Origin of the sequence: Celeribacter halophilus (assembly GCF_018860305.1) — a bacterium.
In the GTDB taxonomy this organism is placed as follows: Bacteria; Pseudomonadota; Alphaproteobacteria; order Rhodobacterales; family Rhodobacteraceae; genus Celeribacter; species Celeribacter halophilus_A.
The window spans coordinates 1-17,902 of the sequence record NZ_JAHKPE010000029.1; the positions used below are offsets into that span (position 1 = coordinate 1).

The 17,902-nt window shown below is 59.1% G+C and carries 18 protein-coding genes; 9 read left to right on the plus strand and 9 right to left on the minus strand.

The window, feature by feature from the left end; translation table 11 throughout:
- Nucleotides 1-349: 349 nt before the first annotated feature.
- From KO492_RS10605 to KO492_RS10615, 3 genes are all read right to left on the minus strand, one after another.
- Nucleotides 350-1,426, minus strand: coding sequence for a quaternary amine ABC transporter ATP-binding protein (locus KO492_RS10605; protein WP_216044930.1), 1,077 nt, complete (start codon nt 1,424-1,426; stop codon nt 350-352).
- Nucleotides 1,419-2,306 (minus strand): ABC transporter permease, encoded by an 888-nt coding sequence (locus tag KO492_RS10610; RefSeq protein ID WP_216044931.1) that lies wholly within the window; start codon nt 2,304-2,306, stop codon nt 1,419-1,421. Before KO492_RS10610 ends, KO492_RS10605 begins: the two co-directional genes overlap by 8 nt.
- 189 nt (nt 2,307-2,495) lie before the next feature.
- Entirely contained in the window at nt 2,496-3,503 is a 1,008-nt protein-coding gene (locus tag KO492_RS10615; protein WP_216044932.1) for a glycine betaine ABC transporter substrate-binding protein, read from the minus strand.
- A 527-nt stretch (nt 3,504-4,030) separates the two neighbouring features.
- On the opposite strand from KO492_RS10615, the gene KO492_RS10620 reads away from it, so the two are divergent.
- The 4 genes from KO492_RS10620 to KO492_RS10635 all read left to right on the plus strand — a co-directional run bounded on the left by KO492_RS10620 (nt 4,031) and on the right by KO492_RS10635 (nt 8,148).
- Nucleotides 4,031-5,818 (plus strand): ABC transporter transmembrane domain-containing protein, encoded by a 1,788-nt coding sequence (locus KO492_RS10620; protein WP_216044933.1) that lies wholly within the window; start codon nt 4,031-4,033, stop codon nt 5,816-5,818.
- A gap of 86 nt (nt 5,819-5,904) precedes the next feature.
- On the plus strand, nt 5,905-6,327 hold the full coding sequence (lysM, locus tag KO492_RS10625) for a peptidoglycan-binding protein LysM (protein WP_066607338.1): 423 nt from the start codon (nt 5,905-5,907) through the stop codon (nt 6,325-6,327).
- A gap of 206 nt (nt 6,328-6,533) precedes the next feature.
- The gene (locus KO492_RS10630; RefSeq protein WP_216044934.1) at nt 6,534-6,809 is read left to right on the plus strand and encodes a hypothetical protein; all 276 of its coding nucleotides are present in this window, start codon (nt 6,534-6,536) and stop codon (nt 6,807-6,809) included.
- 40 nt (nt 6,810-6,849) lie between these two features.
- A complete protein-coding gene (locus KO492_RS10635) occupies nt 6,850-8,148 on the plus strand; it encodes a DUF2254 domain-containing protein (RefSeq protein WP_216044935.1) in 1,299 nt (432 codons plus the stop codon).
- Here KO492_RS10635 and KO492_RS10640 read toward each other — a convergent pair.
- Nucleotides 8,112-9,230 (minus strand): beta-ketoacyl-ACP synthase III, encoded by a 1,119-nt coding sequence (locus KO492_RS10640; RefSeq protein WP_216044936.1) that lies wholly within the window; start codon nt 9,228-9,230, stop codon nt 8,112-8,114. The two genes, KO492_RS10635 and KO492_RS10640, sit on opposite strands and share 37 nt — an antisense overlap.
- A 245-nt stretch (nt 9,231-9,475) precedes the next feature.
- On the opposite strand from KO492_RS10640, the gene KO492_RS10645 reads away from it, so the two are divergent.
- Both KO492_RS10645 and KO492_RS10650 read left to right on the plus strand, forming a co-directional pair.
- Nucleotides 9,476-11,374 (plus strand): acyl-CoA synthetase, encoded by a 1,899-nt coding sequence (locus tag KO492_RS10645; protein WP_216044937.1) that lies wholly within the window; start codon nt 9,476-9,478, stop codon nt 11,372-11,374.
- Nucleotides 11,375-11,657: 283 nt separating this feature from the next.
- The gene (locus KO492_RS10650; RefSeq protein WP_216044938.1) at nt 11,658-11,885 is read left to right on the plus strand and encodes a hypothetical protein; all 228 of its coding nucleotides are present in this window, start codon (nt 11,658-11,660) and stop codon (nt 11,883-11,885) included.
- Nucleotides 11,886-11,972: 87 nt separating this feature from the next.
- On the opposite strand, the gene arsB is transcribed toward KO492_RS10650, so the two are convergent.
- Nucleotides 11,973-13,010: an ACR3 family arsenite efflux transporter gene (gene arsB, locus KO492_RS10655; protein WP_216044939.1), complete on the minus strand. Its 1,038-nt coding sequence runs from the start codon at nt 13,008-13,010 to the stop codon at nt 11,973-11,975.
- A 115-nt stretch (nt 13,011-13,125) separates the two neighbouring features.
- On the opposite strand from arsB, the gene KO492_RS10660 reads away from it, so the two are divergent.
- Nucleotides 13,126-13,464 carry an ArsR/SmtB family transcription factor gene (locus tag KO492_RS10660; protein ID WP_216044940.1) on the plus strand — a complete coding sequence of 113 codons (339 nt, stop codon included), beginning with the start codon at nt 13,126-13,128 and terminating at the stop codon, nt 13,462-13,464.
- Nucleotides 13,465-13,526: 62 nt separating this feature from the next.
- On the opposite strand, the gene KO492_RS10665 is transcribed toward KO492_RS10660, so the two are convergent.
- The 4 genes from KO492_RS10665 to KO492_RS10680 all read right to left on the minus strand — a co-directional run bounded on the left by KO492_RS10665 (nt 13,527) and on the right by KO492_RS10680 (nt 15,636).
- Nucleotides 13,527-13,931 (minus strand): OsmC family protein, encoded by a 405-nt coding sequence (locus KO492_RS10665; RefSeq protein ID WP_216044941.1) that lies wholly within the window; start codon nt 13,929-13,931, stop codon nt 13,527-13,529.
- Between the two features lie 82 nt (nt 13,932-14,013).
- Nucleotides 14,014-14,250 (minus strand): thioredoxin family protein, encoded by a 237-nt coding sequence (locus tag KO492_RS10670; protein WP_216044942.1) that lies wholly within the window; start codon nt 14,248-14,250, stop codon nt 14,014-14,016.
- Nucleotides 14,251-14,293: 43 nt separating this feature from the next.
- Complete coding sequence (locus KO492_RS10675; protein ID WP_216044943.1) at nt 14,294-15,352, minus strand: permease; 1,059 nt, start codon at nt 15,350-15,352, stop codon at nt 14,294-14,296.
- Nucleotides 15,349-15,636 carry an ArsR/SmtB family transcription factor gene (locus KO492_RS10680; RefSeq protein WP_216044944.1) on the minus strand — a complete coding sequence of 96 codons (288 nt, stop codon included), beginning with the start codon at nt 15,634-15,636 and terminating at the stop codon, nt 15,349-15,351. The genes KO492_RS10675 and KO492_RS10680 overlap by 4 nt, the downstream gene beginning before the upstream one ends.
- 294 nt (nt 15,637-15,930) lie before the next feature.
- Between KO492_RS10680 and KO492_RS10685 the strand changes: the two genes are divergently transcribed.
- Complete coding sequence (locus KO492_RS10685) at nt 15,931-16,473, plus strand: RICIN domain-containing protein (protein ID WP_216044945.1); 543 nt, start codon at nt 15,931-15,933, stop codon at nt 16,471-16,473.
- Nucleotides 16,474-16,523: 50 nt separating this feature from the next.
- The gene (locus KO492_RS10690) at nt 16,524-17,738 is read left to right on the plus strand and encodes a DUF1566 domain-containing protein (protein WP_216044946.1); all 1,215 of its coding nucleotides are present in this window, start codon (nt 16,524-16,526) and stop codon (nt 17,736-17,738) included.
- Nucleotides 17,739-17,902 lie beyond the last annotated feature (164 nt).

Consider the following 17,902-nt stretch of genomic DNA (forward strand, 5'->3'; position numbering starts at 1 on the left):
CGGTTTTTGAAAGTTTTGTGAAAAAACATGCACTCAACTTCCGAAACGCCTTATTTTACGGGCTTTCGCGCATAAGTTTTTTGCAGCGTTCAAAGCCGAATTTTGCGCTTTCCCCTCCCCTCTCACGAAATACCGTCACAAATCACCGGAATCACGCGGGTGAATCGCCCCCTTTCGCCTCTGAAATCTGCGAGTCGCGGGCGGATTCCCTTAGGGAAGGTCGCTGTTTTTGTCATCCGAAGGTGAAATCACCCGCTCTTTTACCGACTCGCAAAGGCGCAGCATCCACCAGACAAAAGAAAAGGGCGAGGTTTCCCCCGCCCTTGGACTGTTCTTGATGGTGACGCGCTCAGGCGTAGCGCACTTCGTCGTCGCTATCGCTTTCCAGAGGCTTGAGCGCATTGATGGCGTCATCCAGAGACACCGCCCCCAAAGGCGCGCCAGAGATCGACACCACAGGACAGGTGTGATCCGGTGCCTTGGTCAGCTTGGGCAGGGCCTGTTCGATCGACAGGCTGCCTTTGAGCGTCTCTCCCTGCCCCGTCGCACCCTTGCGACAGATGGAACGGATACGCACCACCTTGGCGCGGTTGATGTCGCGAATAAAGTCGGTGATGTAATCGTCCGAGGGCTTCATGATGATGTCCTGCGGATCGCCCGACTGGATGATCTCCCCGTCCCGCAGGATCGCAATCGAGTCGGCAATGTTGAGCGCCTCGTCGAGATCGTGGGTGATGAAGATGATCGTCTTGTGCAGTTCTTCCTGCAATTCGAGCAGGATCGACTGCATATCCGTGCGGATCAGCGGATCGAGCGCGGAGAAGGCTTCGTCCATCAACAGGATGTCCGCATCCGTCGCCAAGGCGCGGGCGAGGCCCACACGCTGTTGCTGACCACCGGAGAGTTGCGAGGGGTATTGCTCCTCGAACCCGTTGAGGCCCACACGATCCAGCCATTTGCGCGCGCGCCCATCGGCTTCGCCATCGGCTACGCCCTGAATTTCCAGACCGTATTTCGCATTTTCCAACACGGTGCGGTGCGGCAGGAGGCCGAATTTCTGGAACACCATAGACATTTTGAACCGCCGCAGGTCGCGCAACTGATCGCGTGACATGGACAGCACGTCCTCGCCATCAACCCAGATTTCGCCGGAGGTCGGCTCGATCAAACGGTTCAGGTGACGGATCAGAGTGGACTTGCCCGAACCGGACAGGCCCATAATCACCTGAATCCCCTTGGCGGGGATGTCGAGGTTGATGTTGTTCAGCCCCAGAGCATGCCCGTGCTGATCCATCAACTCGGGTTTGGTCATGCCCTCTTTCACATGCTCCAGCGCGGCTTTCGGGGCATCCCCGAAAATCTTGTAGAGATTGCGAATGGACACTTTGACCTCTGTGGAGGTCTCTGTCGTGACAGGATCAGCCATGGCCAGTCTCCCGATATGCTTGCAGGCGTTTGCCGTAGGTCTGGCTCACACGGTCAAAAATGATGGCCAAAGCCACGATAGCGAGACCGTTCATCAGGCCCAGCGCGAGATACTGGTTGGAAATGGCGCGCAGCACAGGCGTGCCGAGGCCTTTCACGCCGATCATCGAGGCGATCACCACCATGGACAGCGCCATCATGATCGTCTGGTTCACACCGGCGAAGATGTTCGGAAGCGCCAGCGGAATCTGCACGCCGAAAAGTTTCTCCCGTGCCGAAGCGCCGAAAGCGTCTGCGGCTTCCATGACATCCTTATCCACAAGGCGAATGCCCAGATTGGTCAGACGCACGATGGGCGGCAGTGCATAGATGCACACGGCCAGAAGGCCCGGCACCTTGCCGATACCCAGAAGCATCACCACAGGGATGAGGTAGACGAAAGACGGGATGGTCTGCATGATATCAAGGATCGGGGTGACGATCCGCTGCGCGATGTTGGACCGCGCCATCAGGATGCCGATGGGAATGCCCACCGTGATACAGACAAAGGTCGCTACCGAGATCATGGCCAGCGTGGCCATCGTGTCTTCCCACATGCCGAAATATCCGATCACCAGAAAGGCAAAGATGGTTCCGACGGTGATTTTCCAACTCCGTGCACCCAGCCATGCCAGAAGCGCAATCGCCGCGATGACCAGAGGCCATGGCGCGTGGGTCAGAAGGTTCTCGAACCAGATCAGAAATTTGAGAAGGGGGGAGAAGAAAGCTTCGAGATTGTCCCCGAAAGCGCGCGAGAAGGTGCGGAAGCCTTCGTCAACAGATTGCCGCAGGGCCGAAAGATCTCGTCGACCAAGCGACGGAAATTCAATAAGCCAGTCCATATATGATGTCCTTGTGCCATGACGTTTCCCGTCCACCTTGACACAGGTTCACGAGAACACGCCGGATAATGTCTCCATGCAGAGCGGATTTTGGCAACCTGTATCCGACAGGCGTCACGAAAACCGCGGAACTGCACGGGGGCCGCACCTCCTTTGATGCGACCCCCTCCGAAATTCAGAAAGCTGCCATCAAAGGGCGTCTTTCACCTTTTCAGCGACATCTTCAGGCACCCACTGGGTCCAGACATCTTCCTGGGTCGCGAGGAATTCGTAAGCGGCATCCTCACCGGTGGCCTGATTGTCGTTCATATAAACGAGCATCGCATTGACCACATCACCCGGCACCACGCGTTTCGCGAGATAGCCCATCGCAACAGCGTTCTCTTCGGCAAACTCGGCCGTCACCACAGAGTGCACTTCGGATGCGGTCCAGCTCGACGGTTGCGGATCGGCACATTCGTCAGCGGATTTCACAATACAGCCATCCCAGTTCTCGGTGCCGCCCCACTCTGCCTCGAAGGGCAGCATTTGCAGGTCGTATTTGCCGATCACAGCGGTCGGGGCCCAGTAGTAGCCAAACCACGGCTCGTCGCGCTCCACGGCTTTGGCGATAGAGCCGTCAAGACCGGCCGCCGAACCCGGATCAACCAGAACCCAGCCTTTTTCTTCCATGTCGAACGCACGGAACATGTTTTCATTGGCAAGCTGACAACCCCAACCCGCCGGACAACCCATGAAGGCGCCTTTGTCTTCATCTTCGATGTAGGGCACCAGCTCGGGGTGTTCGAGCATCTTTTCGACCGTATCGATCTCCGGATGGTCTTCCATGAATTTCTTCGTCACCCACCAGCCTTCGCCAAGACCCGTGATCGGCCCTTCGATGGCGGAGAGCATCCGGCCTTCTTCAATGGCCGCATAGAGCGGCTCGCGGACGGCATTGACCCAAAGCTCGGGCGCCAGATCCGGTTCGCCTTTTTCGTTCATCGAGGTGAACGTCGGTGTCGTGTCGCCGCCGATCAGCTCGACATCGCAATCATAGCCTTCTTCAAGGATGATCGCATCGACATTCGCCAGAAGAGAGGCCGAAGCCCAGTTCATCTCGGCGATTGTGACATCGCCACAGTCTTCGGCGAAAGCGCCGCCTGCGAGGGCAGCAAGGGCCAGAGAACTGGCCGCAATTTTAGTCGTAAATTTCATAATAAGGGGGACTCCCGCTTACTTCGTGTGTGTGTCTGCCGGCTCAGTCCTCCTAAAGCAAGGATGTGTCGAGACCGGTCACCACCCCGAATTGGGCGATTTCTCCGCGCTTGCCGTTCGCTGCCTGTCGTGGCCGCCTCTATACGGTATTTCTACCCGATACAGGATAATGCAAGCCACAGGCGCCCCGAGCCCCGTATCCGACCTGTTACAAGACAGGACATGGTCACATGAGGCACGATCCGGCGGAGCGTGTGCATAACCCATCATATCAAGCCCTGTGATGCAAGCGGCTTCCTGCTCAATGCATAGATATTGGGCATGTAACGTTACGCAACCGCTACACCAAGTGGCAATTCCCGCCGCCCTGCCGCATCCCGAAGCATTCCGGGAGCCATCCGCCATGCCGAATTTCCCGAAAATCTGTGGTTCAGTCTTTTCGCGAAACGCTTTAACAGTCGTCCCGACCGAGATGACCCGCGCGTATTGCCCGCGCCAAGACCTGCATCGGGGGATAAGGATAGATCATGGCCACTGACCGCACACTTACGGATGCCGCCGAGCGCGCGAAATCGAAACGCATTGGCGCATTGGCCGAGCTCTGGCCGTTCCTGCGCCCCTACACAGGCCTGATGGCCGCCGCGATCATCGCGCTTGTCATCACCGCCTGTATCTCGCTCATCCTGCCTCTGGCCGTGCGCCGCGTGGTGGACGGGTTCCAGAGCGCGGGCGTGGTGCTGCTCGACCAGTATTTCAGCGCCGCTCTGATGATTGCGGGGGCTTTGGCCCTTGGCACGGGGATGCGCTATTATCTTGTCACCCGTCTGGGTGAACGCGTTGTGGCCGACATCCGAAAATCCGTTTTCGACCGGATGATCCGCATGTCCCCCGCCTTCTACGAGAAAATCATGACCGGCGAGGTGCTCTCGCGCATCACCACGGACACCACGCTGATCCTCTCCGTGATCGGCTCTTCGATCTCGGTCGCGCTGCGCAATGCGCTGATCATGCTGGGCGGGCTAGTGCTGATGCTGTTTACCTCCGCCAAGCTCACGGGGCTTGTCCTGCTGATCGTGCCCGTGGTCATCGTGCCGATCATCGTGCTGGGCCGGCGCCTGCGCAAACTCTCGCGCGAAAATCAGGAATGGATCGCCTCCTCCTCCGGCACCGCCTCCGAGGCGCTGCTCTCTGCCCAGACCGTGCAGGCCTTCACAGGCGAAGCACAACAGGCCGCGCGGTTCGACGAGGTGACGGAAAAGAGCTTCACCTCCGCCCATACCCGCATCAAAACCCGCGCCGCCATGACCGTGATCGTCATTGCACTGATTTTCTCCGGCGTGGTCGGCGTGCTCTGGATCGGCGCGCGCGATGTGCGCACAGACGCGATGACCATCGGCGAGCTGGTGCAATTCGTGATCTACGCCATCATGGTCGCAGGGGCGGCAGGGGCACTGTCCGAAATCTGGGGCGAATTGCAACGCGCCGCAGGGGCCACCGAACGGCTTGTCGAACTGCTCTCCTCCGACGATCCGGTCAAAGACCCCGCCCATCCCAAGCCTGTCCCCTCCCCCGTCCAAGGCGCCGTCAGCTTTCAGGATGTGCGCTTCTTCTACCCGTCGCGACCGACCACGCCCGCGCTGGACGGCGTGTCCTTTGACATCAAGCCGGGCGAAACCGTCGCCCTCGTCGGCCCGTCAGGCGCGGGGAAATCCACGATCATCCAGCTTTTACAGCGGTTCTATGACCCGCAAGAAGGCGTGATCTCCATCGACGGACAGCCCATTGCCGATATGGCACGCGGAGATTTCCGCCGCCACATCGCGCTTGTACCGCAAGATCCGGTGATCTTCGCCGCCTCTGCTGCCGATAACATCCGTTTCGGCCGCCCCGAAGCCTCTATGGAAGATGTCATCAAAGCCGCCAAGGCCGCCGCTGCCGACGGTTTCCTCTCGCAACTGCCCGAAGGCTACGACTCCTATGTGGGCGAGCGCGGCATCATGTTGTCCGGCGGCCAGAAACAGCGCGTCGCCATTGCCCGCGCAATCCTGCGCGATGCACCGATCCTGCTCCTGGACGAAGCGACCTCCGCGCTCGATTCCGAATCCGAGCAAGCCGTGCAAACCGCAGTCGAAGACATGGCCCGCACCCGCACCACGCTGATCGTGGCGCACCGTCTGGCCACTGTGAAAAAGGCCGACCGCATTCTGGTCTTTGAAGATGGCAAGATTGTCGCCTCCGGCACCCATGAGGATCTGGTCGCGCAGGGCGGACTTTATGCACGGCTGGCCAAGCTGCAATTCACCAACGGGGAGTAAGACGGGGAGCAGTGCGCAAAATTCCCGTTTCCTTCCGGCCCCGCGTTCAGCATAGTTTGAATCAACCCAAATACAGGAGATGAGTGATGGGACTTTTCAGCTTTGTAAAAGACGCAGGTAAAAAAGTATTCGGCAAGAAAGAGGAAGAGGCCGATGCCGACGCCATTCTGGCCGAAATCAAAGCCCTTGGACTTGAGGCCGAAGGCGTCGAAGTGGCAATGGACGGCGACAAGGTCGTTCTGGGCGGCACCGTCACCGATCAGGTGACCAAAGAGAAAATCATCATGGCCGCAGGCAATGTCGAAGGCGTCGCCGCTGTCGAAGACACGCTTGAAGGCAATGATCCGGTGTTCCACGAAGTCAAAAAGGGCGACACGCTTTGGGGCATTTCCAAAGCGGCTCTGGGCGACGGCAACCGCTACATGGAGATTTTCGAGGCCAACAAGCCGATGCTCTCCGATCCGGACAAAATCTATCCGGGCCAGATGCTTATCATCCCGCAGGGCTAATCTGAAAATTTTACTAAAATTCAAAGTAAACTTCCGACAAGACGCCGCTTCACCGCGGCGTCTTTTTCTTGAGCGAATCCGCATTTACGTTTTAATGCGCCGCATCCCTTCCCGATCGCCCAACGGAAAACTTGCCCAAGCGCCGGAAACAAAGGCTATATGATGGATGTTCTGTTTTGTAACGCGGTCGCCGGGTTGGTGTAGATATGGATCAAAAACAGGAGTTGCTCGAACAGAGGATCACGGAGCACCTGTTGGTTGCGCGTCAAACCCCGCATGACGCCCTGCGCAGTCTCATCGCCCAGCCCGACGCACCGGACCCGATGGCGGCTGTTTTCGCGCTGACCACGGTCGCGGCGGATATGGCAGGCTGGGGGGAGCCGCCACTGGAACGTCTCGCGGATCAGTGCTTTTCCGAGGCCGCGCTTTTCATCTGCGAGCTTTGGGCGGCAGGTTACCGGCTTGAACCCCCGCCAGAATGAGCCATCATAGACCCAGCGTCCGTAGAGCAAAGGCACCGATATGTATGATCTTCTGAGAAAGCCTTTGCTGTTCTTCCGGCGCTATTATCACGCGCTCTGGCTGCGCGTGACGCTCTATGCGCTTTTGTCTCTGGTGGTCTCGCTGGTCACGCTGGTGCTGCGCCACTACCTGCCAAGCGAATGGACCCAGTTGATCGACGCCTCCGCCGTCACGCCGGTCCTGACCATTCTCGCCTCCTCCATGCTCGCGGTCTCGACCTTTTCGCTTAACGTCATGGTCAGCGCCCATGCCTCTGCGGCGGCAACGGCCACGCCGCGTATTCACCGGCTGTTGCTTCAAGACACAACCACGCAATCGGTGCTGGCCGCCTTTATCGGGGCATTCATCTTTGCGCTGACTTCCATCATCCTGTTCCGCACCCATCTCTATGGCGACGAAGAAGCGATTGTCGTCATGGCCATCACCATCCTTGCGGTCGTGGTTATCATCATCGCCATGCTGCGCTGGATCGAACATCTCAGCCAGCTTGGCAGCCTCGACAACAGTCTCGACCTTGCCGAACGCGAAGCCCGCCGCAGCCTCACCATGCTGCGCAAAGACCCTGCCTTGGGTGCGAACCTGTTAACGCCGGACACGGTGCTGCCGGAAGACACAACCGAAATCCGCGCCCACAAAACCGGATATATCCAGTTCATCGACACCCGTAGCCTCAACGACTGTGCTGGCGATCAGGGGTTGATCTATGTGTTGCAACGCCCCGGCCAGTTTGTGCTGAAAGGCAGCCTTCTGGCCCAAGCCTCCGGCCTGACGCCCGAGGCGGATCACGCGGCGATTGTGCGCGGGTTTGTCATCGGCGCCACACGTACCCATGAGGTCGATGCGGAGTTCAGCCTCACCACCCTGTCGGAAATTTCCTCGAAAGCCCTGTCTCCGGGCATCAACGATCCGGGCACCGCGATTGATGCGATCACCCGACTGACCGCGCTGTTCTGGCAGACCGCACAGATAGAGCCCACCCCGAAGCTCCGCGCGCCACGGGTGTTCTGCCCGCCGCCCGCCACGCACGACCTCTTTCACGCCGCCTTTGCCGCCACAGCCCGCGACGGGGCCGGATGTCTTGAGGTTTGCACGGCGCTCCGCCGCTGTCTTCTGGCCTTGTCCGAGGCACCGGACACGGAATTTGCGGAAGCGGCGCAAGAAATGGCGCAGCGTGCATTGGACTACGCCAACGAGGCGCTACCACTCGACAGCGAGAAACGCGCGTTGGTTGCCGTTTCCCCACTGGGGAAAACATGGGCGGATCAGAGCTTTTCGACCACCACAGAGCCGACCGAATAGCCCGCCCCGAAAGAACAGATCAGCCCCAGATCCCCCTGCGACAGCCCCTCGCCATGCTGCGCAAAGGCGATGATCGACCCCGCCGACGAGGTGTTGGCGTAGTCTTGCAGGATGTTCGGCTGTTCTTCCGGTGTCGGCACACGGCCCAGAACCTTTTTGCCGATGTAGTCATTCATCGACTTGTTCGCCTGATGCAGCCAGAGACGCTTGAGCGAGGTCGGGTCTTGCCCCTCCTCCTCCATATGCTGCGCGATATGTTGGGACACGAGCGGCAGCACCTCTTTGAACACTTTGCGCCCGTTCTGCATAAACTGCATGTCGCGGCGGTCGTCCATCTGGTCATGGGCCCGACGCAGGAAGCCGTTGTTGTTGCGGATATTGTTGGAGAATTGCGTGGCACAGCGGCTGGAGAGCAGTTTGAACTGCGGCTTGGTCGCCACATCTGCGGCCTCCAGAAGCACCGCCGTCGCCACATCTCCAAAGATGAAATGGCAGTCGCGGTCGCGCCATTCGAGATGGCCCGAAGTGATCTCCGGACACAGCACCAGAGCGCGTTTGATCGAGCCCGCGCGGATCATGTCTGCGGCGGTCTGGATGCCGAATGTTGCCGAGGAACAGGCCACATTCATATCAAAGGCAAAACCGCCCGCCCCCATGAGCGCCTGAATTTCCACCGCCATGGCCGGATAGGCCCGTTCCATATTCGAGGCAGCACACAGGATCAGGTCAACATCAGAGGCCTCGACACCGCCCATCTCCAGCGCCGTCTTGGCCGCATCCAGCGCCATTTCGGCCATAAGAGACGGTTCGTCATCACCACGCGGCGGATAGCTCGGACACATGCGATGCGGGTCCAGAATACCTTCCTTTTCCATCACATAGCGGCTCTCGATCCCCGAAGCGGCAAAGATAAACTCGGAGGAGGAATAGGACTTCGCCTCGACCGTCCCCGCCGCGATCTCGTCGGCATATTCGGCGTTGAAAAGATCAACATAGGCGTTGAAGGACGCCACCAACTCGTCATTGGAAATGGAATATGGCGGGGTAAAAACACCGGTGCCACTGATCACAACCTCTTTCATCCCGCCGCTCCTTATGCCAGATCGAAGTGGAGGCAACCTAGTCAGCCCGAAGCCATTCGTCCACCACTGCAACGCATGTGCCCTACAAGCTGACGTGGCGTCGGAACAAATTTTATGTGGGATGACGCTGCGTTGCAGGGTAGTCCTGTGCCCTTGCGCGGTGTGGGCTTTGGCCGCATCATACCCGCGAGGAGACGAAGAGACCGGAGACAAACCGGCACTTCGTATAGGAAAGGGAGGAAGGGATGCCATCAGATTTCAGCTCGCTCGAGGCGCGCAATGTGATTGAGGCGGAAATGCCGTGGGAGGCACGCGATGTGCCCGTCACGATTTATGAACGGCTGAAAAAGACCGCCGAGGCTTTCCCGGATCGTCCGGCCTTTTCCTACCAGATCACCTCTGGACCAAAGGACAAGGCCGAGACCATGACATGGCGGCAGACGCTTGAGAAAAGCACACAGGCGGCCAATATGTTCCGTGCGCTCGGCGTGGGCGAGAAAGACGTGATCGCCTATATCATGCCCAACGCCAACGAGACGGTGCTGACCTTTCTGGGCGGCATGGTCGCGGGGATTGTGAACCCGATCAACCCGCTGCTCGAACCCGAACAGATCGCCGCGATCCTGCGCGAGACCAATGCCAAGGTCGTGGTGACGCTCAAGAGCTTTCCCAAAACCGACGTAGCGCAGAAGGTGGCCGAAGCCGTCCGCCACGCGCCCAATGTGAACACGGTGCTCGAAGTCGATCTGCTGCGCTATCTCACACCACCGAAAAAGTGGATCGTGCCCTTTATCCGACCCAAGAACGCCGACGCCATCGCCCATCACGCCGACATACTCAACTTCAACACGGAGCTGGCGAAATATCCCGGCGACCGGCTGACCTTCGAGGATGTGCGCGAAGACCGTGTGGCGGCCTATTTCCACACCGGCGGCACGACCGGCATGCCGAAAGTGGCACAGCACAAATACTCCGGTATGATCTACAACGGCTGGCTGGGTTCGCGCCTGTTGTTCACCGAAGAAGACAACATCATGTGCCCGCTGCCGCTGTTTCATGTCTTCGCCTGTCAGGTGATTGTCATGAGCCAGCTTGCCTCCGGCGCACACGGGATTTTCCCGACCCCTGCGGGCTATCGCGGAGAAGGGGTGTTCGACAATTTCTGGAAGCTCTGCGAGCGCTGGAAAATCTCCTTCGTCATCACCGTTCCGACCGCCGTTTCCGTGCTGATGCAGCGCAAGGTGGATGCCGATATTTCCTCTGTGCGCATGGCCTTCTCCGGCTCCGCGCCCCTACCCGTTGAACTCTATAAACGGTTCGAACAGACCGCAGGTGTCGAGATTGTCGAGGGCTACGGGCTGACCGAGGCGACCTGTCTGGTCTCCGTCAACCCCGTGGGCGGGCTCAAGAAGATCGGCTCCGTCGGCATTCCCTTCCCGCATACGGATGTGAAGATCCTGCGCCACACGCCGGACGGCCCCGTGGAATGTGCCGTAGACGAGGTGGGCGAAATCTGTATCGACAGCCCCGGCGTGTTTGCCGGTTCCACCTATACTGAGCGGGACAAGAACCACGATCTGTTCCACCACGATGTCTATCTGCGCACCGGCGATCTGGGCCGGATCGACGAGGACGGCTATCTGTGGATCACGGGGCGGGCGAAAGACCTGATCATCCGTGGCGGGCACAACATCGACCCTGCCGAGATCGAAGAGGCCCTTGCCGGTCACGAGGCCATCGCCATGGCCGGAGCCATCGGTCAGCCGGACGCCCATGCCGGCGAAATCCCCTGCGCCTATGTGGAACTGGTCGAGGGGGCTTCGGTCACACCCGAAGACCTCATGGATTATGCCAAGGTGCATATCCACGAACGCGCCGCGATTCCGAAACATATCGAAATCATGGACGAACTGCCGAAAACCGCCGTGGGCAAGGTGTTCAAGCCGGAATTGCGGAAAATGGCCATCACGCGCATTTACAACGCCGCCTTGAAAAAAGCCGGACTTTCGGCGCGGGTTGCTGTTGTGATTGATGACAAGAAACGCGGCCTTGTCGCGCGGATCACGCCGGACCAACAGGCCGAGGCGGAACAGGTCTCGCATGTCTTGGGACAGTTCACGAACCCGTGGGAATGGGCCGAATAGGCTCTGAACATCCATCCACAGCTTCTCGACAAAGCCCCCACTAGGGGGCTTTGTCTGCTTTCAGAGGGTCACGCGCCTGCGGCAGGCCGCCAAAACTCTCTAAAATTTGACGAAATCCCAATTCTATTAAACCAAATTCAACAATTTAACGCCACGATTGTGCCCAGATGTCCGCCTAACGTGACATTCTGTTTGCCGCATATGGCGGAACGCACGTCGGGGCCGAGGCCATCACAACGGTTCCTGCCACGTCGGTTTTCCGACCCGCTCGAAAGGATAGAACATGATCGCCGGATTGCTTTTACTTTCCATGCTGACCGCAGCATTCACAACCGCTTCGGGTATCGCTTTGGGGCTGCCGCTCTGGGCCGGTCTGCTTGTCTTTCCCTTTGTCGGAACCGCCACCCTGCTGATCTCCGCTGTCGTCCTCTATACGCTGCGCAGCGCGGAGGACATTCGCGCGTCTCTTGAGCCGCCTCTCGAGTCGAGTGACGAACCGGCCCTCGCCTGACGCCAGCACCCCAACAGCTTCACGCGCGACGCAAAAGCGCCACGCGTGTCTTGAACCGGATACAAACCCCCTTCGGATCAGCGCAGATTACGCTGAGGGAAAACGAGCGCGGGTGCGGTTCGCAAAGGCCACCAGCGACAGCATCACAGGCACTTCGACCAGCACACCGACCACCGTGGCCAGTGCCGCACCGGAATTCAGACCAAAAAGGCTGATGGCCACGGCAACGGCCAGTTCAAAGAAATTCGAGGTCCCGATCATGGCGCAAGGGGCGGCAATTTTATGCGGCACGCGCATGAGGAAGGCGGCCCCATAGGCCAGCGCAAAGATGCCATAGCTCTGGATCAGAAGCGGCACCGCAATCAGCACAATCACCATCGGGCGCGACAGGATCACATCGCCTTGCAGCCCGAAAAGGATCGCAACCGTGGCTATGAGGCCGACCATGGAAAACGGCTTGATACGATGGGTGAACGCATCAATCGCCTCCTCCGACCCAAGGATCCGGCGCGTCACAAGACCCGCGATGAGCGGGAGGACCACATAAAGCACAGTCGCCAGAACCAGCGTATCCCACGGCACGATCACATCCGTGACGCCCAGCAAAAGCGCAACAATCGGAGCAAAGGCAAAGACCATGATGATGTCATTCACTGAGACCTGCACCAGCGTATAGGTCGCATCCCCACGCGTGAGTTGCGACCAGACAAAGACCATTGCCGTGCATGGCGCTGCCCCCAGAAGGATCAGCCCTGCGATATATTGCGAGGCATCCTCGGGCGCGATCCAAGGGGCAAAGATTTGATCGAAGAACAGCACGGCAAGGAAGGCCATGGTGAAAGGCTTGATCATCCAGTTGACCACCAAAGTGACCAAAAGCCCCTTGGGCTGACGCGCCACCCCTTTGATCGCACCGAAATCCACGCTGACCATCATCGGATAGACCATAGCCCAGATCAGAACCGCCACAACAAGGTTGATCGACGCGACTTCGGTGGCGGCAATGGCCTGCACCACCCCCGGCGCGAGCGCCCCAACGACAATGCCCGCAACCATAGCAAGCGCGACCCAGAGGGAGAGCAGGCGTTCAAAACGGCCCATTGGGGTTGGAGATGAATCGGACATGGCGCGTTTCCTTTTGTCTTGGTCACGTTCTCATTTCGCATTTATACGAATTGAGAGCATCTAGCGCCGCCCCTACGACCTTGTCAATAGGCCTCATTTCGCGTATCAACGAAATATGAACAAAGACCTCGCCATTGACGCTTTTGCCGCCCTCGCCCATGACGCGCGACTCTCCGTGTTTCGCCTGCTGGTGCAGCGCGGCCCCGAGGGCACGCCCGCGATGGAACTCGGCCGCCTTCTGGACCTGAAGCCCTCCACCCTTTCGGGGCATCTTTCCGTGCTGAAACGGGCGGGGCTTGTCACCACCGAACGCCATCACAGGGAAATCCACTACGCCCCGAATTTCGAGGCGGTGAACGGTTTGGTCCTGTTTCTGCTGGATGATTGCTGCGGCGGGGATGCGACCGCCTGCGCCGGACTGAACCTGTCGCATCTCTCCGCCCCCAAATGCTAACCCCCGCAGCGGGTTTGTGACCAGCGACGGGGGCAGAAAATTTCACACTCAGACGCGCGCAATCAGTCCTTGCGCCGGATCTGGCCGGACACCTCTGTGGCCCCCGCCAAAGTGTTGTAGATCGTTCCGTATTTCTGAAGATTGCGATGCAGGAGATCGAGCCGCTGGTCGGTCTCGTCCGTATCCACCACAATCTCGTAGTCGATCTTCACCATTTTCGGCGGACTGTCCTGACGCTGACCGCGCAGAGACACCTCAATCCCGCGCAGGTCGAACTCCAACATGGGGATCACCCGCTCGGTGCCCTTGAGCATACAGGCCGCAAGGCTCGCCAGCAGCATCTCGGCGGGGTTGAACGCATCGGCCCGCCCCTTCATATCCGTGTCGAGCACAATGAGCGCATCTTTGGTGCGGGCTTCGGAGCCGTGTTCATCAATCCTGCGCGCGGTGACGGTATAGTCCAGCATAGTCGTAATCCTTGAAAACGGGGGCGGCGCTGTGCGGCGGCGATCATCTCGCCCGCACAGGCCCTGTTGAGAAGGCGCCAGATCAGCCCTTCAACCAGCCTTCCAGCTTGGCCTCATCGGGCAGTCCTCCGGCATGGACGAGCTTGCCGTCCACCGAGAGACCCGGCGTGGACATGACGCCCGCCATTGCGATGGATTTCGCATCCGTCACCTTTTCCACATCCACCTCGATGCCAAGTTTCGCCGCAGCGTCCTTGACCATAGCTTCGGTAGCCGCACAGCGTTTGCATCCGGGGCCGTAGACTTTGATGGTTTTCATGGGATGTCCTTTCTTGAAATGTCAGGGGATGTGACACGCAGGGTCACAGCAGGAAGTTGAAGAGGAAGCCCGTGGCAAGAATGCCCAGCGAGACAACCGCGATAAAGATGGCGATCAGGCGATAGGTCAGCACCTGTTTGAGGATGACCATTTCCGGCAGGGACAGCGCGATGACCGACATCATAAAGGCCAGAGTAGTGCCCAGCGCCGCGCCCTTACCCAAGAGCGCCTCGACGATGGGAATGACGCCCGCCGCATTGGTATACATGGGCACGCCCACGACAACCGCTGCCGGAACCGACCACCATGCCTCGCCGCCCATGATCTTGAGCATCATCGCCTCGGGAACATAGCCGTGGATGGCTGCACCAATGCCGATACCGACCAGCACCCAGATCCAGACCTTACCGACGATCTCGCGCACCTGTTCCAGACCGATTTTCAGCCGGTCCACAAAGCGCAACCGCTCTTCGTCCAGCTCACCTACAGGCCCCGCGTTCAACTCACGCACCCAATCCTGAAGGTATTTTTCCAGATGCAGCTTACCCAGAACAAAGCCCGCAACCGTGGCGATGGAGAAGCCGAAGACGAGATAGATTGTGGCGATCTTCCACCCGACCAGACCATAGAGCAGCCCGAGACCCACAGGGCCGACCATCGGACCGGCGATCAGGAAGGAAAAGGTGACGCCCAAAGGGATGCCCGCCGACACAAAGCCGATGAAAAGCGGCACGGAGGAGCAGGAACAGAACGGTGTCAGCACCCCGAGAAACGCCGCCATCGGGTAACCCCAAAGTTCATGCCGACCCGCGAGAATGGCGCGGGTCTTTTCGGGGCTGAACCAGCTGCGCAACACGCCGATGACAAAGACGATGCCGGTCAGCAGCAACAGCACCTTGGGCACGTCATAGAAGAAAAAGGCAATGGCCTCCCCCGTATGGCTGTCACGCGCTACGGGGAAAAGCGATGTGACCCATTCCGAGAACGGGATCAACTGGCCGTAGAGCAGGTAGAGGACGATCCCGACCACAGGAACGCCGACATACCAGAGCCAGTCGGGCACCTCATGTTTCGGGGAAATGTCATGGGTTTCAGTGGTCATGCGACCTTCCTTTCCAGTTTGCCTTCCGCCGCCAGCACCGCGTCGATCACGGCCGCAAACTCCGGCGCAAGATCGGGGTTGCGGCGATAGCGGACCCATTGCGCATCGCGCCGGTCCACCACCAGCCCCGCTTGGCGCAGGGTTTTCATATGTCGCGACATCCGGCTCTGGCTCGCATCGAGCGTCTTCATCAGTTCACACACACAATGTTCGCCACCATCCCAGAGAATGGCGAGAGCGGCGCGGCGGGTCGGGTCGGATATGGCTGTCAGAATCTCTTGCATGGGATTCAAATATGCTTCTGGCTGCATATGCGCCTTGATGCATATCAAGTCGCTCTCACATGAGCACAACACCGAAAGGCCACATAACACCGAGAGACAGGGTGTCGCATGGCGCAGGACGGCACAGGGGAATAGCGGCAAGGACAGGCGCAACCACGCGCCTGCGATCCCCTGCGTTACAGTTCCCCTGCGTCACAATGGCACGATTAAATATACGGAATGTGCCAATATGCGGCGACGGAACCGCCACCATTTGACGTATCTCGCTCAGGACACAGAAGGAATGGACATGATATGAAAGCCTCTCTCAAAGCTGCCAGCCTCACCGCCCTCGTTCTCGCCGCCACCTGCGCGCAAGGCGCATGGGCCGAAAACGTCGAAATCTACGCCGTGGACAAGCTCGACAACATCCAGAACGGCTATTGTATCGATATTTCCGGCGGTCAGGGCGCACAGGCCGATCCTGAGAACGGGCTTCAGGGCCACACCTGCTATAGCCCGTCCGGTCGCATCTTTGTCGATCAGGCCTTCGACTCCACGCAGTTCGCCGACGGTGTGTTCTACATGCCGGAGTTTGATCTCTGTATGCAAGCCAGCGCGATGCAAGCCGGTGCCGCTCTTGAGCTTGCCACCTGTGACGGATCCGAGGCGCAACGCTTCACCTTTTCCGATGCGGGCACAATCTCGCCTGCCGCATCTCCCGACCTGTGCCTGACACTGGGTGAAGACACCCGCTTTGGCCGGAGCCAGCAAAACCAGATCAAAGACCTGAGTCTGGCCCAATGCGCCAGCGAACAGGCGGCCTACCAAACATGGGCCTACCGCACAGCAGATTGACACCACGGGGCGCCTGTCGGCGCCCCTTTGTATTAGAAATGGAGGGCCTCATGCGCCTTATATCCCACACCTCTTTGATCTCGGCGATTGCCCTGAGCGGCGGGTTGTCCGCACCGCTCTATGCCGCAGGGGATCTCACTTACCCCCTCGTCGACACGATGCAGGATCAATGTTTCGATCTCGCCGGTGAAGCGATCACCTGCCCCGCGACAGGCGAAGCGCTTTACGGTCAGGATGCGCAATACACGAGCACGGCCTCCGATTACACCGACAACGAAGACGGCACGGTGACCGACAATGTCACGGGCTTGCTCTGGCAAAAGACGCCGACAGACGACCGCCTGCAATATGCGGACGCCATCGGCTATTGCGAAGCGCTGGAAATCGGCGGGCGCTCCGACTGGCGCGTGCCCTCGATCAAGGAACTCTATTCCCTCGCAGATTTCCGTGGTGAATTGCTCCGCCCCGAAGAGGGCGAACCCACCCCCTATATCGACACCAGCGTGTTCGACTTTTCCTATCCCGAAGGACAAATGGCCTTCGCCGGACAATACTGGAGCAGCACGCTCTATGTGAAAGGTCCGGTCATCAACGGGCGCAATCAGGGGGCTTTCGGCTTCAACTTCGCGGATGGCCATATCAAGTCCTACGGCACGGGCCTCGATTTCTACACCGGCGCCCCAAGCACACAAAGCGGATTGCCGACGGGTGACGGGCAAGGCGCTCCGGGCAATTTCGTGCGCTGCGTGGCCGGAGATGCCGATGTCTATGGCGTGAACAGTTTCACCGCCAATGACGATGGCACGGTTTCCGATGCAGCCACAGGGCTGATGTGGCAACAGACCGACGATGGCACCCGCCGCGAATGGAAAGAGGCGCTGGCCTATTGCGAAGGGCTCGATCTGGGCGGCTACGACGACTGGCGTCTGCCCGACAGCAAGGAATTGCAGAGCATTGTCGATTACAATCGCACCAGCATCCCCGCCATTGATGATCTGTTCGAGGTGACACAGGATTCCGAGACGCTCGACTACTGGACCAGCACCACATTCGGCGACATCAAGAGCCACGCCAATGTCATCGTCTTCGGTCTGGCGCTCAGCAAATCGGCGGATCAGGACGAGTATATGGACTGGCACGGCTCGGGCGCGCAACGTTCGTCGATCAAGACCCTTGCCGATCAGGTTCTCACAGATGATGACACCTGTTCGATCAATGCCTGCGACATAGATCGCCCCGACAATCTCGTGCGCTGCGTGCGCTGAGCGTCGCGTTTCCCGTCACACCGGCTCAGGTCTGACGGGAAGCGCCCTTCCCCCTTCCAACAAACGGCATATAGCCACCCGAACGGGGCCAACACTTGTTTGCCCGATGATTCTACCGAGCCGCGCGTTTCCCCGTATCATTCATGCACAAACGCCCGCGCCCC